12 protein-coding genes are annotated in these 15,701 nt (G+C 43.1%); 2 read left to right on the forward strand and 10 right to left on the reverse strand.

The genetic code is table 11. The features are described 5' to 3' along the window. Positions 1–27: 27 nt before the first annotated feature. The gene (locus SWH54_19650; GenBank protein MDY6793484.1) at positions 28–1,173 is read left to right on the forward strand and encodes an ABC transporter substrate-binding protein; all 1,146 of its coding nucleotides are present in this window, start codon (positions 28–30) and stop codon (positions 1,171–1,173) included. Between the two features lie 51 nt (positions 1,174–1,224). Then, the gene (locus SWH54_19655; GenBank protein ID MDY6793485.1) at positions 1,225–3,303 is read left to right on the forward strand and encodes an ATP-binding protein; all 2,079 of its coding nucleotides are present in this window, start codon (positions 1,225–1,227) and stop codon (positions 3,301–3,303) included. A 118-nt stretch (positions 3,304–3,421) separates the two neighbouring features. On the opposite strand, the gene SWH54_19660 is transcribed toward SWH54_19655, so the two are convergent. The 10 genes from SWH54_19660 to SWH54_19705 form a co-directional block, all read right to left on the reverse strand. Then, complete coding sequence (locus SWH54_19660) at positions 3,422–4,285, reverse strand: YitT family protein (GenBank protein ID MDY6793486.1); 864 nt, start codon at positions 4,283–4,285, stop codon at positions 3,422–3,424. 3 nt (positions 4,286–4,288) lie between these two features. Further along, positions 4,289–5,791 (reverse strand): NAD(P)/FAD-dependent oxidoreductase, encoded by a 1,503-nt coding sequence (locus SWH54_19665; protein MDY6793487.1) that lies wholly within the window; start codon positions 5,789–5,791, stop codon positions 4,289–4,291. Positions 5,792–5,909: 118 nt separating this feature from the next. Then, entirely contained in the window at positions 5,910–6,683 is a 774-nt protein-coding gene (locus SWH54_19670; protein ID MDY6793488.1) for a lysophospholipid acyltransferase family protein, read from the reverse strand. 7 nt (positions 6,684–6,690) lie between these two features. Beyond that, positions 6,691–7,926, reverse strand: a complete 1,236-nt coding sequence (locus SWH54_19675) for a beta-ketoacyl synthase N-terminal-like domain-containing protein (protein ID MDY6793489.1) — start codon at positions 7,924–7,926, stop codon at positions 6,691–6,693. A 201-nt stretch (positions 7,927–8,127) separates the two neighbouring features. Next, positions 8,128–8,388 (reverse strand): phosphopantetheine-binding protein, encoded by a 261-nt coding sequence (locus tag SWH54_19680; protein ID MDY6793490.1) that lies wholly within the window; start codon positions 8,386–8,388, stop codon positions 8,128–8,130. Positions 8,389–8,565: 177 nt separating this feature from the next. Continuing rightward, positions 8,566–9,456, reverse strand: a complete 891-nt coding sequence (locus tag SWH54_19685; GenBank protein ID MDY6793491.1) for a lysophospholipid acyltransferase family protein — start codon at positions 9,454–9,456, stop codon at positions 8,566–8,568. After that, entirely contained in the window at positions 9,453–12,569 is a 3,117-nt protein-coding gene (locus SWH54_19690; GenBank protein MDY6793492.1) for an MMPL family transporter, read from the reverse strand. The genes SWH54_19685 and SWH54_19690 overlap by 4 nt, the downstream gene beginning before the upstream one ends. Positions 12,570–12,575: 6 nt before the next feature. Continuing rightward, positions 12,576–13,316 carry a glycosyltransferase family 2 protein gene (locus SWH54_19695; protein ID MDY6793493.1) on the reverse strand — a complete coding sequence of 247 codons (741 nt, stop codon included), beginning with the start codon at positions 13,314–13,316 and terminating at the stop codon, positions 12,576–12,578. Beyond that, positions 13,316–15,031: a DegV family protein gene (locus tag SWH54_19700; protein MDY6793494.1), complete on the reverse strand. Its 1,716-nt coding sequence runs from the start codon at positions 15,029–15,031 to the stop codon at positions 13,316–13,318. The genes SWH54_19695 and SWH54_19700 overlap by 1 nt, the downstream gene beginning before the upstream one ends. Positions 15,032–15,034: 3 nt before the next feature. Next, positions 15,035–15,475, reverse strand: coding sequence for an acyl-CoA thioesterase (locus SWH54_19705; protein MDY6793495.1), 441 nt, complete (start codon positions 15,473–15,475; stop codon positions 15,035–15,037). Positions 15,476–15,701: the final 226 nt, after the last annotated feature.

Here is a 15,701-nt window from a genome sequence, read left to right on the forward strand (position 1 = left end):
TACTCCTTTTTCGACTCTTTTTTATAAATGAAAACACAAACATTTTTAAAGTTAACATATATACTCACCCTTATTTTTTCTATATTGCCTATGGCTCAGGTACAGGCGGAAGAAAAAATCAAGCTGGCATCGATCTATGCATTTAGTGGCGTGGCAGCTCAGACAAACACGCATTCAATAAGAGGCGTGCGACATGGTGTTCAGGAAGTAAACCGCAGCGGCGGGGTGTTAGGGAAAAAAATAGAGTTGATTGAGCTTGATAACAAAAGCACACCGATCGGTTCAAAAGTGGCGGCAGACATGGCTGTACAGGCCAATGTTTCAGCGATTATTGGGGCAGTCTATAGCTCACACACCCTGGCTATTGCAAAGGTTGCCCAGGCCAATCATATTCCCATGATTACCAGTGCCTCAACCCACACAAAGATAACCCCCATTGGAGAGTATATTTTTCGGGTCTGTTATAGTGATCTATTCCAGGGAGAGGTGATGGCGGCGTTTTGTACAAAAGAGTTAAAGGTATCAACGGTGGTGATATTCGTTGACCTAACGAGCGACTACAGCATGGAGCTGTCCAATGAGTTCCAGCGTAATTTTCAGAAAAGGGGCGGAAAAATCCTAGCCCGGATCAACTATAAGCAAAACCAGAAAAGTTTCCGTCCTATGGTTCTGCAGGCAAAGAAAATAAACCCCGATGCCCTTTTTATCCCCGGTTATTTTGAAAGCGCCCTTATCATAAAAGATGCCATAGATGCCGGTATCAAGGCTATCCCATTAGGCGGAGATGGATGGGGAAGTACTGCTTTTTTTAATAAAGGTGGTGCAGCACTCAAAAGAGGATATTACTGCACCCATTGGGCGGAAGAGGTGGGAAATCACTTTTCCCGGCGGTATATTAAAAAATATAAAAAAGATGCGCCCATCCATGCCTCGGAGGTTCTTGCCTATGATGCGGTTTTACTTTTAGCAGAGGCAATTCAGCGGGTAGGCTCGACTGATCGAAGAAAAACTCGCGCTGCCCTGGCAAAAACCAAAGGGTTTAAAGGCGTCACCGGCACAATCACCTTCAACGGTAACCGGGACCCGATAAAGAATGCCGTGATCATGAAGATAACAGACGGCCGAAAATATTTTTTTAAAAGCTATACCCCTGTAAAAAATAATTGTAAATAAAGCCGGTTTCAAATCGTCTTGCTTTGCCCGACCATCTATGGATAAATTCTTATGAAATTTCATAGTTTCCGATTTAAAATAAATACAGCCATACTTCTTACCTGTATTGTTATCGCATTATTTTTCAGCGCCATTTTTTACCCCTTTGAGGTCAATCGTCGCCAATCCCGTTTGGAAAGAATTCAACTCCTGTTAAACACCATTTTTGAACAGAAAAAAGAGGAGCTTGCCAACGAAATTTTCGCTGATCAAAAGGATGCCCTTGCCCGTTCCCTTAAAGACGTTCAAAGCCTGAAGGATATTAGCGAGGTAAGTATCTACGGAATTGACGGCCGACTTGTACTTTCTACCAACGATAAACTCACTGCCCCCCTTTCCCCTTCAGAAAAAAAGGCCCTCAAGCAAGCCCCCTTAGTAAATATAATAAACAAAACAGACCTTTCCTTTGTCGAATATTCCTCAATGATTGAGATTATTGGAGAGCGAGTGGGGTATTTTAAGATACACTTCGACCTGTCAGAAATGGAAAAGGAATCATTTTCCTACATCCTCTTTTTTTCACTGCTTATGTTTTCTATTTTGCTCATCACCGCCTTCCTGCTCAACCTTCTGCTCTCACGCTCTTTGATTCAGCCGGCGAGCAAGCTGCGGGATGGCATCAGGAAGGTAAAGCTTGGCCAATTTGGAGAGCAGGTCAATATCTCTTCTATGGATGAGATCGGAGAGATTGCCGATGACTTCAATGAAATGTCCACCAAACTTAAAGAACAACATGCAGAACTGATCAGCGCCATCGAGGAAAAGGATTCTTATGCCTATAAGATAAAAAAAACCAATGAGAAACTTGAAGATCTGAATAACAGACTGGAAGATATGGTGGTCGAGCGCACGAATGCGTTAAGAACAAGCTATGAAAAACTCAAACTGGAAATTCAAGAACGACAACGTACGGATAAGGAAAACAGAGATCTGGAAGAAAGGCTCGCCCGTTCTCAGAAAATGGAGGCACTGGGGCTTCTTGCCGGAGGTGTGGCCCATGACTTAAACAATGTGCTGTCAGGCATCGTCAGCTACCCAGACCTGATTTTAATGGACCTCGATGAACAAAGCCCGTTGAAGCAATCGATTGCCACCATTAAAGATTCCGGACAGAAAGCTGCTGCTATTGTTCAGGATTTGTTAACATTGGCCAGGAGGGGGGTCACCAATACTGAGGTGCTAAATTTTAATGATGATATTATACATGAGTACTTAAGATCCCCTGAACATGAAAAGCTTAAAACCTACTACCCGCATATTCACATAGACACCCATCTCGAACCGGATCTAATGAATATTAAAGGATCACCGGTTCATCTTAGAAAAACGCTGATGAACCTGGTGTCCAATGCGGCCGAAGCCCAGCCGAGTGGGGGGAAAGTGGCCATTTATACAAGGAATCAGTATGTTGACAGACCGATAAGGGGATACGACCATGTCCAGGAAGGGGATTATATTGTGCTGAAAATCGAAGATAACGGCGGCGGAATCGCCCCGGATGATCTCAACAAAATATTCGAGCCCTTTTATACCAAAAAAATTATGGGTAGAAGTGGCACCGGTCTGGGTATGGCCGTTGTATGGGGTACGGTACAGGATCATCATGGGTATATCCATGTTGAGAGCTCTGAAGGAAAAGGAACCACCATTGAACTCTATTTTCCCATTACAAGGGAAGGGATTAAAAAAGAGGACGCCCTGGTGCCCATTGAAGACTATAAGGGCAACGGAGAATTAATCCTGGTGGTGGATGATGTAAAAGAGCAGCGGGAAATTGCCACCCACATTCTGACAAAATTGGGTTATTCGGTGACATGCGTTTCAAGCGGTATGGAGGCCATCGAATATATTAAGCAAAACATCGTTGACATGCTGGTGCTGGACATGATTATGGACCCCGGCATTGACGGACTGGATACCTATAAAGAAATAATAAAAATATCCTCCGGGCAAAAGGCCATTATTGCCAGCGGATTTGCTGAAAATGAACGCGTCAGGGAAGCCCAGCGGTTAGGGGCGGGTCAATATATAAAAAAACCATATACCCTGGAAAAGATAGGTCTTGCCATCAAACGTGAACTTTCAAGATAGCTTTTTCTTCATTAGAGAGTCCTTGTTCAATATTCCAATAATGGCCTCTTCATATGATAAATGAGTTATTTTCTGTTGCAGCGATGCCAAGCAGCATATTCTATCTTTTTCCCAGCCATCAATATTGCCTGCGACGGGAAAAGCCTTTGCCGATGACGTTAAAGGTGTTTTCAGTGATAAAGAAGGCGCCCGAATCGATGTTAAAGACCGCTTCTTCCAGACGTTTGAGCTGATAATTGTTTACCACCGTCATAATCACCTTTTTTCGCCGGCCGGTATAGGCACCGCGTCCGAATAAATAGGTGCTCCCCCGGCTCAGTTTTTCAAAGATTGCTTCGGCAATTGAATCGGGCCGGTCGGAAATAATGATCACCATTTTGCGCTGGTTGAACATACTGAGGAAGTAATCCGTTACCTGGGAGACAATAAAAGAAAGTATTAGTGAAAAAAGAATAATATCAATATCCAGAAAACCGAAACTGAGACTAAACAGAGCCAGATTAAAATAGAAGTAGAACCTACCGATTCGGATATTGAATTTCTGGTTGAGAATAATTGCAATAATATCTGTTCCCCCTGCTGACCCAAAAGAATGAAGGTAAGTCCCGGCACCGGCACCAATGAGAGTACCGGCAGCAAGGGCTGCGAGCAATTTGTCGTGGATGGGGATTGCAAACGGTATCAGATCGATGGCCACGGCCAACACCACCGCACCAAACAGGCTGTAAAAAAAGAATCGCCTGCTGAGAAAAATCCAGCCGGCGATAAACAACGGTATGTTCAGTACAAAATACCAGATCCCGGGTGATAAACCTCCAAAAACATAGTAAATCAGCAGACTCAGCCCTGAAAACCCTCCGGTAATAAAGCCATGGGGAATGGCGATGGCTTTGATGCCGATGGCCAAAACAACCGCACCGGTTGTGAGAAGAATTAGATTCCGGGCCACCGAAAAGAATACTTCCCTTTTTTTTGCAGACATTTTTTAACCCACCACTACTTTTTTATTAAATTGTTCAGTACCGATAATCGTCTTAACTGTTCTGAAAGACCCCATTATGGTCCCGATGATTCCCGGTGCCACCACATTCTGACCTGCAATAAATAAGCCCTTTACTGAGGTACGATTCAGCAGGGCGGTCGCAAGCAGTTGCCGGGAAGAACGAAGAACGCCATATGCGCTTCCTTCGGGACTGTTTACCCAGTCCCGCAGAGTCAGGGGTGTATAAACATCAATTATCTTCAGACCGTTAAAAGACCCTAATATTTCCTGTGCCTCATTTACCAGCCGAATGGCGTGTTTATTTTTTTCCTTGAGATAATCCGTGCCGCGGTGCCCTGTGATGCTGTCTTCCCATTTGTTCCACAGTTCAGATTTACCTGATGTCAGACCTGATGTCAGGATAGATAAAAGATTTTTTTGCTTTTTTTCGCTGTTTCGAATCTGATAAAATTTTATATCAGGAATATTCCCGTATCTATCCGTATCTACTTTAAAGATATTATACGGTATTTCTTCATGATAAGCGGCATCCAGCTCGGCATGAACACAAAAAATTCCGAATGTATTTCTTAATTTTGAAATCCTTTTTCGGTATGAAGGTTTTACCGCTCCATCCGGCAATAGATCGAGAACAACTTGCGGATGAACTGCCCCGATAACAAGGGGCGCCTCCAATACCCGGCCGGATTTCAGGCCAACCCCTTTTACCACACGCGATTTAACCAGAATTTCTTTTACTCTGTTGCTTTGAATAATGCTGCCTCCCAGAGATTCCAAACGCTGGGCAAAAACATTCGCCATATGCGAACCGCTGCATTTCAATCTCCAGGACGAGGATAAATAGGACACCAGCGCCATGTTATGATAAAAGGCCGGGCATTCTTCCGGTTGAACGCCTATCCAGCATGACGGAACACCCAGAACACTTTTTAATCCCGGTGAACAATTTAATTGGGCTAAAATGTCTCCCAACGGTTTGTACTGGTCGAGAGATAATAAATCATTCTCGGTTGAATACAGGAGATCGAGTGAATGCAATTTTTCGCTGGCCTGTCGTATCGGTTTCATTATGACTGAAATCTGTTTTTGTTCCTCAGGAAACATGCATTTTAAATTATGTTCGTATGCATCACACCCTTCGGGAAAATCGAAAATTCCTGATTTGATAAAACCGGTATCAAAAAGATATCTGTCAATGATACCGTTTAGCCCCATTCTTTCCACTGGAATTTTCGAGGTCACCTCAAAATAATCAAAAAATTTTCTCAGAACCTGTCCTTTGGCGAGAGATCCCAAGTAATGAACCCCGGTGGCGCATTCAATCCCGTTACGTGTATAGCTTCGTGTGAGTCCACCGGGATGACTGTTTTTTTCTATCACTGTGACATCATAACCAAGTTTGACCAAGATAATAGCGGTAGTCAGTCCGCCGATACCCGACCCGATGATCAAAACTTTATTTACCGAAGACGAATTTGGTTTCATTTTATCCTTAATGCTTGCATTAATCTAACACTACTACCTTTACAGTCAGCACCAATACCCCAAGTTTTGGGTGACGACGCACCCTCTGGTCCACAAAAGCCTTCAATCTTCAACCTACTCATCCGGGTGGTCGCCCCTTTTCAAATAATATGCGTGCCTGGCGCATTAGTTCTGCAACAGAAATCCTGTGACCGTTAACGTCCGGTTCAATGCTGCCGATCAGTTTGATTTCGATGGGTTCCCTGATATCTGTATTAAGCAGGCTGGTCTTCGGTCTGTATAGCTCATTTGTATTTTTTATCAAACATACTTTTAAAGGTGCTTTAAAGCGCCTGGCTATTTTAAAAGCCCCTTCATTTAACGTACCGATAGAACCGTCTATGCTTCTTGTCCCTTCAGGAAAAATAAAAATATTCCCCCCTGAAGACAAAAACTCACCCATTTTCTCCACCCGCTCAATCATTAGGGAAGAAAACGCCCCTGCGGATGTTGAAGGTATATATCCCGATGCTTTTAATATTGACCCAAATACCGGAACTCTAAAAAAAGTACTTTTTACAATGGTTTTTTGCTTTTCGAAAAGAGAAACAAAAAGAAGCGGATCAAAATAAGACAGGTGGTTACATACTATCACGCCAGACCGGATAGAGCGGACTTCGTCTGAAATATTAAACGTCAGTGTTGGGATCAGCAGCCTGGACAGTAAAAAAAAACTTCTAAAAAAAAGATGGTTTAACTTTTGAAAAGCACTCTCGCGATGGGTTGAAAATATTAATGCTCCCAGGTAAAAAGGCGAAAAAAATACAGCAAATCCAAATATTAAATATATCCAGTGGAGCAAAGTAACTGTAAAATCAAAGGCAGGTTTGAGGAATATGAAAGAAGGCCGCATGTTGTGATTATTCAAATTTCTTAACAATCAAACCGGTATTTACACCGCCAAAGGCAAAATTTTGTATTGCGGCAATTCGTACATCTTCTTCAATCACCCGCGTCACATGCCTGATCATGGAACATCTTTCATCCACTTCATCCAGATTTAAGGTGGGTGCGATAATACCATTTTCCATCATGTATAAGGTTAACACCGTTTCTATCACACCGCACGGCGCCATGGTATGCCCCATATAGCTTTTCAGCCCGGTCACAAACGGTATGTCTTTATATATTTTATGAATCGCCTGGGCTTCAATTACGTCTCCCATTTTTGTTGCGGTGGCATGGGCGCTGATAAAGTCAACCTCGTCCGGGTTGATTTTTGCATTTTCAAGGCATAGCCTGATTGTCTCAGTTATTCCAAGAATGTTCGGCAGTATAAGGTCCCCACCATTATTGTTGGATGAAAATCCGATGATCTCACCCAATATGTTGGCTCCCCTGCTTTTAGCATGCTCATACTCTTCCAGCATTAACGCCCCGGCTCCTTCTCCCACCACGAGACCGTCCCTCCTCGCATCAAACGGGCGGGGCGTATTGGCCGGAGTATCATTAAAATCTGTTGAACAGGCCAGAAGGTTATCAAAAACAGCGACAGTGGTGGTATCATATTCATCGGCTCCGCCGCAAATCATGGCATCCTGCATACCGAATTTAATCATTTCATATCCATAACCGATTGACTGACTGCTGGTGGTGCATGCGGTTGAGGAAGAAATCACCCGGCCGGTTATTTCAAACATCTTGGTGATATTAACCGCCGTGGTATGAACCATTGACTTAAGGTAATCGACCGCACCTATAGCTGAAAATTTTGAACGTTCACCGCTGAAAAAGTTTTTATATATGTCTCTCTGAACGGTGGGGCTTCCGTGAATTGAACCAAAAGCGACTCCAAGCCGGCCTGAAGAAAGCAATTGCCTGTCAAACCCGGCCTGTTCAATCACTTCCTTGGCCACCTGGCAGGCATAATATGCGACCGGCCCCATCGTCTTCCGATATTTTCTTTTAAAATCATACTCAACGGGGTAATCGACTGTTCCGAAAACTTTAGAGTGGATAAAACCGGATAAAAGGCCATCTTCCCGCAGTTCTTTCACTCCTGAAACGCCATGGATCAGGTTGTTAAGAATTTCTTCTTTGGTATGACCAATGGGTGTAATGGCGGAAGCCGCCGTGATGACAACTCGTCTTTCCATAATATTTTCATCCGGTTTAAGCTTGATGGCGTCGCAACAACTCTGATTTACACGGTTTCGTAAAAAGTCCAAATTCAACACATGTCCCGCGAAAGCGGAATAATCATGAGGCTACCAATCGTACCTTGAATGATTACGAAATGCAGCACAGCGTCCCGCTGAACTGAAGAGGGAGGCTTCTTAGCAAACCGTCAATCGGCCCTATGAGTGAGCCTGCGCCATAGACTCAACATAATCACATATCTGATTTATGGTTCTAATCTCCATGGCTTGTCTTTTTTCATCATGGGTAAGTTCCGAATTCAATAATGATTCAATCTCTCCCAAAAGTTCAATGGCATCAATGCTGTCAAATTCATGCACTTCTCTTAAGTTGTCATCCAGACCGGGATTTTCTATTTCGAATTCTTCGGAAAATATCCGCAGGATTTCACTTAGTATTTTTTTACGCGTCAGTGTCATATGATCAACTTTTATGTTTTTCAACTTTTTATGAGATTTTCAATTTTACTTAGCAACTCTTATAACCGCTATATATAACAAATTCAAAATAAATAAACAATTATTTTGACACCCGGACACTCAGTTGACAGGAATTTATCATTTGGTCATGTCCCCAAGCTTTGGTGACATAGGCGTCTAAGTGCCTAATTTTCTGCCAAGAAAAGGTTCAAAATGATACCATTGAAGGGGGTGTGCACGAAGGTTCCGCTCAATGAGGTCTGCGTATTTCTGGGCGGATCTTTGTATGGCTTTCTGTCTGTCGGCACGGGAGGCGGCGCGAACGTATATCGGCTCGGATATTCTAAAATGGTATTTTTTTGGGCCACTACGAAATGAAAAAAATATAAATAAAGGTGATCCGGAAAGCAAGGCAAAAAGATGCGGTGCTTCCGGAAGATGGACCTGATGATCTAAAAATTTAACCGCCACGGTTCTTTCATTGCCACTCCAGATACGATCTCCTGTCAGCGAAACCAGCCCCCCTTCCCTTAAAAATTTTATGCCTTCAAGAATATCAAAAGGACTTCCCCCATCCTGATCTACGGCAACAATCCGGACGCCTCCTTTAGAAAGACTTTCCTTTTGCATTTTCTCAATCTGTTCCTTGGCCTTGATCCCCATGTAAAGCAAAAGGCGCATACCATATTCTTTCCGGCTTAACAAATGTGCGGCTGTTTCCCAGTTCCCCATATGGGACATAAGTATGATAGCGCCCTTCTTTTTTTCAACCGTTTCTTTAAGACGCTCCCAACCTTCGGATGTATGGGTGACACCCTCAGAACCCGCAATCAAAAACCGATCCATAAAAACATGAGTGAAATTGTGATACTGCTTCCAGGTGCACCAGATATGGTACAATTTATTTTTGTCTGGAAAAAGCGCTTGATAAAATCGTACACTCACCGCTACTTTTAATGGCGCAAACAAAAAAAAGCCGGTGGCAATCGGCCAGGCAAATAAGGTAAAAACCCATGGGCCCAACTTTTTGGTAAGCGTTATCAGAAGTTTGTAAAATAATTTTCTCATGTTATAGCTGTTTTGTCAGCATGGTGTTGAATATTTCTCAATCTGGCAAAAAACCACTGTCCTTTGCCTCCGGCAGCCGAAGGCGCCACAGCCTGGATTTCAAAACCAGACCGTACTAGCACCTGCTTAATTTCGTCTTCTGATCGATACAAGGGTTTTATTCCCATAATCTTGCGCCATATGTTTTCACACCATAATATGGGAAAAACCGCTTTTTGATTAGGAAACGCTGCCCTAATGAGCAAGCTGCCTCCCGGACAAAGCTGCAGGTTGAGTCTTTTTAACGTCAGTTTCAATTCATCATCCGTTAAATGTTGTATGGTATCGATCATCACCGCGCAATCGACCGGATCTGTGGGTTGCGGAAGTTCCGGCGTCTTTGCGCACTTAATAAATCCTCTTTGTCCGGTGACGATTGATGCGATCCTTGCTTTCTGGCTGTCAGGCTCAATTCCGTAAACTTTGGCTTTTGGATATATTTCAAGCAGACAGACCGCACCAAGTCCGTATCCACTATTTAGTTCTATAATTTTTTGGGGGGACTCAATAAAATTAAACAGTTCGGTAAACATCGGATCAAATGCCAGTTTATAACGAACAAACAGGCGTACCAGTGCTTCCCGATGCCGGTATTGTTTTAAGATTCTGTATAAGTGTTTTTTAGAACCCGGCTTAACTGTCTCAGCGGGAAGTTGTTTTTGCGCAAACAGGTACTTTAGAACCGGCGGCAATATGGCAAAAGTGCCTATCAGACAGTAAGCGATGCCGGTGAATGAAGTCAGGCCGGCACCTTTAAGCATTGAATGGTCAGCGGTATTTAGCACGCCGAATCCTATTAAAGTGGAGGCTGATGCCAGAAAAACCGCCATCCGGATAATTCCCAGGGATGGATGATGTTCGTCTAAATAGCGCTGATATGACCGGACAAAGAAAAGCGAATAATCAATACCCATGCCCATGACTACGATTGAGAGCATAAGTCCGGGTATATCAAGTGGGTGACCCAAAAGCTTAAGCGTTCCGAGAGTACATACAAAAGCAAATACAACCGGCGCCAATGCAACAAGGGCTAATATAACGTCAAAAAAGAAAAAAAGACAAAGTAGGGCCACACTTAAACCGATGATGAGCACCATTTTTATAAAGGTGAAAGACAAAAGCTCCCCAAGCCTTTTGGAAAAAAATTTGGGGTCAAACAGCTTTACCGTTGGTCCTGATGCATATTTTGTATAAAAAGCTTCCGCTTGATAAGCACTGCCGGGAGTCAATGTTAATAGCTGGATCCATTTGGGTCCATCGGGGTTTTTATTTTCCAATATCCCCAGAATCGAATAAAATTTTTTGGGGATGCCCCCGTAATGGGGGTCTGGCTGATAAATTGTCTCATAGAAAGGGTCAAAGGCATTTGGTGCAAAGCCTAAATCAGCAGAGACTTTCTCTACTGCGCCTTTTAACTCTTTTACCCTTTTTGAGTCCCAAAATCTCGTCCAGGCGGAAAAATTTTCTCTCGCCCGTTCCTCCCCGGGGAAAATCATGGACGGCACAAATGCAGCGTCCAAAACCCCTGAAATCTTATCATGTTCCAGCATTTTTAGCAGGGTATCCCCCTTTTGCTGAAGCCGGCTCACATTTGCTTCTTCAGTAAGTAAAAATATTTTTGAAAAAACATCACCCCATACCCTTGTCACCAAGTGTTCAGCAGCCTTTGTTTCTTTGCTTATGGTATTCATTGACCTGAGGTCCGCCTGGAAAACTGGTTTTGCAAACCAAACCATAACCATGGCAAAGACAAGTGCGCCCCAGGCTTTGTATTTTCCACCGCTTAAGGCAACTTTTTTGACCACATGCATAAGTGGCAGGGTTCTGTTCTTTTTTGCAGCTGGCATTGAGGGAAATATCAAGGGGAAAATGGTATGCACAAATAAAAAAGAACAGGCGATACCAAATGCGGCAAACTGACCGACTTGGGCCAAAATTGGAAAACCACTGATGCAAAGGACTAAAAAGGCACCCACAGTTGTTAGCGTTGACAGTAAGCCAACCGCCCAGACCTCTTTGGAGGCATCTCTCCCGCTGGTTTGATGGTGGCGATCAAGAAACAGAAGATAAGCAATCCCGTGATCCACTGTAATTGAAATAATTGCCCCTCCAAAGCCGATGGTCAAAGCAGAAATGGATTTATTAAAAAGAGAAAACAAAAAGAATGCCACCATGGTTCCCGCCACTGCCGGTAAAAATGAGAGCAAACCCACATAAGGTCTCGGAAAAGCGATAATAAGCAAAACAGCTATTCCGATCATGGAAAATATAATCGCCTTTTTGATATCCCTTTTGGCTAACATTTCATTATCAAGTGCCGCCCTGTATGCCCCTACAGGGGTCAGGGTAAATTGATTTTCCTGCCCAGAATATTTTTCATCCAGCATGAGAGATATTTTTTTTATCAGCTTGGTCGCTTCCCTGGCAAAGTCGGTATCGGTTCCTGAAGTGATCGGCCTGGCAGTTAATAGAAGATGTCTGCCATCGGATGACAAAAGTTGTCCCCGGTAGACCTTTGCCTTCTGCGATGGAAAAAGATGTAATAATTCAGCCAGAATAATATTTCTTAACCCGACAGGATCTGCCGCCATGAGTTCAGACTGACCGATGCCATCGAGATGAAGCAGGCGGGAATAATTTTCCTCAAGTTTGCTGGCAACCTGCCCTGGTTCAAGAAGTGGTTTTACCTTGTTATTTAAATCTCCTTCAGTAAAGAGTACCGGTAGATTCTTTAAGATATAAAAAATCAGCTCAGGCACCATATTTTGAATCTCTTTCATCCCTGTGCTTTTAAAAAGCCCGCTCGCCATCAGTTTTTTTTCAATAAACTGACCGGCTTCAACAAGCACATCAGAATCCTGACTTTCACAAAATAGATCAATCACCAGTTGGTCTCTTGCAGGGTGGTTCATTAAGATATATCCCGCATCTGATATTACAGGGTCACTTTCCGGAAGGGTTTTAATGATATCGGTGTCGATTTTCAGCCGGTAAAAGCCGATACAAAAGAGAGCTGAGACTGCCGCAGCAACCAGAATGATGGTAGGGAAATAAAAAGAGGGGGTTTTTTTCATATAAGATTATAACCGTTTTCTGATAAACGACGGAATAAATATTCTTTGTATGATAAGCCTCGAAAATGTTTGAGCATTTCGCAAAAAATCGACAAATCCACGATAGTGGGAAACCCGTTGTTCTCCAGGTTGATACGTTACTCCAACGGGTGTTTCCAGTATGGGAATTTTTTTCCATCCGGCCTTTGCCAGAATTTCAACTTCAAACTGGAATCTTTTGGATCTGACATTTAAATTTATCGATTCAGGCAGGGGATATAGGCGAAATCCGCTCTGAGAATCATTCATTTTGGGACCGCCAGCAAGCCGCACCCAGAAATTTGAAAACTTACGCCCGAACCGGCTTGTCCATCGGACATTTTCCCCTGACATTCCTTTCCTTATTCCAACCACGATCGGTCTTACGCCATGGGGGATCGTCCTTATTAAATGTATCGCGTCTTCCGGGTTATGTTGTCCATCCGCGTCTATCGTTATGGCCCAATCGGCAATTTTAGCCGCTTCGACCCATCCTGTCATGAGGGCCGACCCCTTACCCGTATTTACCTTATGCCGAAACAGGTTTATTTCTTTAATTTTATTTATTTTTTCAAATGTTGAATCCGTGGATCCGTCATCTACAACAAAAACCGGGATCTTTAATTCCAAGGCTTTTCTAATCACATGGCACACTTCCTGTGCGTGATTATAAACGGGAATGACCAAGCAAAATCTTCCCTTTTTATGAATTTCCGGTAATAGAGACATCAAGGTTCAGGTAAAAAAGCCAGCGCCCATGTTCCAGGACCGGTATGAACGCTCGTGGTTAAAGAAAGAGGTTGCAGTATGATCTCACATGAAGGCAGGAGTTTTATTATTTCTTCTTTAACAGTATGATCTACCCAGGATTGATTGTCCGTATATTGCAGCATAATAAGAGGCGATGAGTCCGGATTGATGGTTTTTATTATCTTATCAAGGGCAAATTTCAACTGCCCTTTTCTATTGCGCACGGCTGCGACCTTTTTTACGCCTTCGGATGTCGGCCGGACGATTGGCTTGACCTTAAACATATCGCCAAAAACCGCATTCGTTTTGGACAGCCTTCCCCCCGCAGCCAGGTATTTAAGTCTGTCCAAAAAGATATACTCATCGCAAAGATCAACTGCTCTTTTGGCATACCGGATAACGGAATCCGAATCATCAGACTTGTTGGCATACCTTGCCGTGGCAATGGCAATCATGCCCAGACGACCGGAAGCAACGCCGGTATCAATCACCGTCATTCTGTGATCAGGATCATTTTTTTTCTTCCATTCCATAACAATATCATAGTTTCCGGTATAAACAGACCCGACACAAATATATAATACCTGTTGATACTGGGCTAAAATTCGTTGATAGTACTGATGACGTTCAAATACTGACGCCTGGGATGTCGAGACCTTTACTCCGTCTCTCATGGATTTATAAAGTTCTGCTGAAGGAAAATATGTTTCCGGCAGCGATTTATCACCGGCAATGATATAGCTGTCTAGAAGGGTAAATTTAAGCTGGTTGGAGTCCTGCCGGGTCACAGAACCGGCAGCATCCGTCATAATATGGATGGGGTGGGGCTTGCTTTGTCGCTTGAATCTTTTAATCTGGTGGTCCATATTATCATCCGTCCAGCTCACCACCTTGCCTATTGATTCGATTTTCTTTCTGGCTTCCTCCCGGTTGTCCGTATGCAGATGAACCTTTATACAATCTTCATGTTCAATGACGACCACGCTTTGGCCCCATTCCGAAAGGCTGCTGATATTCCCCGGTTTATTATTATCAAACCGGACGGTTGTATCCACACAATAGCCTGCTTCGCTTTCTTCCTCAAATGAGGATGAAATCTGGAGAAAACCTTTGAATTTTTTAGTAATCGGCACTAATTTTTCCTGTCGGCCGACAAGACGGTTAAAAAAGCTTTCCAGAAATATATACATCCCGAGAGCACCGGAATCGACAACGCCTGCCCGCTTCAATTTTGGAAGCAGATTGTGGGTGGACAAGGTGGCCTTTTCCAGATGAACAATTACCTGTGACACATATTCATATTTATCTTCAATGGTATCCTTTTTTAAAAATTCAGCCAGTTCATCAAAAACCGTAAGCATGGTTCCGGCCACAGGCTTATGAACGGCCTGCCACGCCCTGCCTCTTCCCAATTCGACGGCATCGGGAAGCCCTGCAAATGAATCGGCTTTGAGAAATCCTGAAAAAAACTGAGCGGCAATATTTCCTGAATTTCCCCGGGCGGAAAGTAAAAGCCGGTTAATAGTATCTTCAGGATCCTGATTAAGCTGCCTGAGCGGAGTCATGCTGATCATCAAATTTCGCCCTGTATCTCCATCAGCCACAGGGAAAACATTAATTTCATCCAAAACATCAGACCAGGCAGCTACCCGTTCAACTCCTGAGATAAATGCTTTCTTAAAATCATGTGTCATAGGCTAAAACCCCAACGCCCTGCGAATTTTTCCGGGAATTTCAAACATAATTTCCATTTCGGGATATTTCACTGCAACCTGCTCCCCTCTTCCCTTGGTACACACCTCGCCACTGTCAATCCGCCTTATCTCAAAATCGATCACAATCTTTATTTGAGCTTCGATCACTGTCGCCTTACAGATAAAAGTATCATTGTACTTAAGGGGTATAATATGCTTGGTTGCTGTTTTGGTAAGGGGAAACAGATAATTTGTTTTTTTAAAAAACTCATACAGATCAATGCCCGCACTACTGAACAGTCCGAATCTTGCAATATCAAAGTATTTCATATAATTACCATGCCAGACAATATGCATGGGATCCAGATCGTGAAAAGGAACCGTCAGCTTTGCTTCATAACTTATTTGTTTATTGGTTTCCATCGTATCGAAAAATAATTCCAAGTGTTTCCTGCATGTCCGTAGATAATAAAATGGCCTTTTGCCAGCATCTCAAAAATGGATATTTAAAACTTATTTTTATAAAAAATCAACAAATAATGATAAAATTCAGGGTAACCGCATTTGGTTTTTTAAGGATTTAGCCGAGCTAGATTAAATTGCGTAAGAAAACAGTATGTTATAACATGCTGAAATGATAAGAAATATCTAGACTTTTGTCTTAAAGTAT

This window comes from Thermodesulfobacteriota bacterium (assembly GCA_034189135.1).
Lineage (GTDB): Bacteria > Desulfobacterota > Desulfobacteria > Desulfobacterales > JAUWMJ01 > JAUWMJ01.

What these genes read in the sequence shown, in the direction of transcription:
- SWH54_19650 (MDY6793484.1), top strand. Translation starts at nt 28, where the DNA reads ATGAAAACACAAACATTTTTAAAGTTAACATATATACTCACCCTTATT.
- SWH54_19655 (MDY6793485.1), top strand. Translation starts at nt 1,225, where the DNA reads ATGAAATTTCATAGTTTCCGATTTAAAATAAATACAGCCATACTTCTT.
- SWH54_19660 (MDY6793486.1), bottom strand. Translation starts at nt 4,285, where the DNA reads ATGTCTGCAAAAAAAAGGGAAGTATTCTTTTCGGTGGCCCGGAATCTA.
- SWH54_19665 (MDY6793487.1), bottom strand. Translation starts at nt 5,791, where the DNA reads ATGAAACCAAATTCGTCTTCGGTAAATAAAGTTTTGATCATCGGGTCG.
- SWH54_19670 (MDY6793488.1), bottom strand. Translation starts at nt 6,683, where the DNA reads ATGCGGCCTTCTTTCATATTCCTCAAACCTGCCTTTGATTTTACAGTT.
- SWH54_19675 (MDY6793489.1), bottom strand. Translation starts at nt 7,926, where the DNA reads ATGGAAAGACGAGTTGTCATCACGGCGGCTTCCGCCATTACACCCATT.
- SWH54_19680 (MDY6793490.1), bottom strand. Translation starts at nt 8,388, where the DNA reads ATGACACTGACGCGTAAAAAAATACTAAGTGAAATCCTGCGGATATTT.
- SWH54_19685 (MDY6793491.1), bottom strand. Translation starts at nt 9,456, where the DNA reads ATGAGAAAATTATTTTACAAACTTCTGATAACGCTTACCAAAAAGTTG.
- SWH54_19690 (MDY6793492.1), bottom strand. Translation starts at nt 12,569, where the DNA reads ATGAAAAAAACCCCCTCTTTTTATTTCCCTACCATCATTCTGGTTGCT.
- SWH54_19695 (MDY6793493.1), bottom strand. Translation starts at nt 13,316, where the DNA reads ATGTCTCTATTACCGGAAATTCATAAAAAGGGAAGATTTTGCTTGGTC.
- SWH54_19700 (MDY6793494.1), bottom strand. Translation starts at nt 15,031, where the DNA reads ATGACACATGATTTTAAGAAAGCATTTATCTCAGGAGTTGAACGGGTA.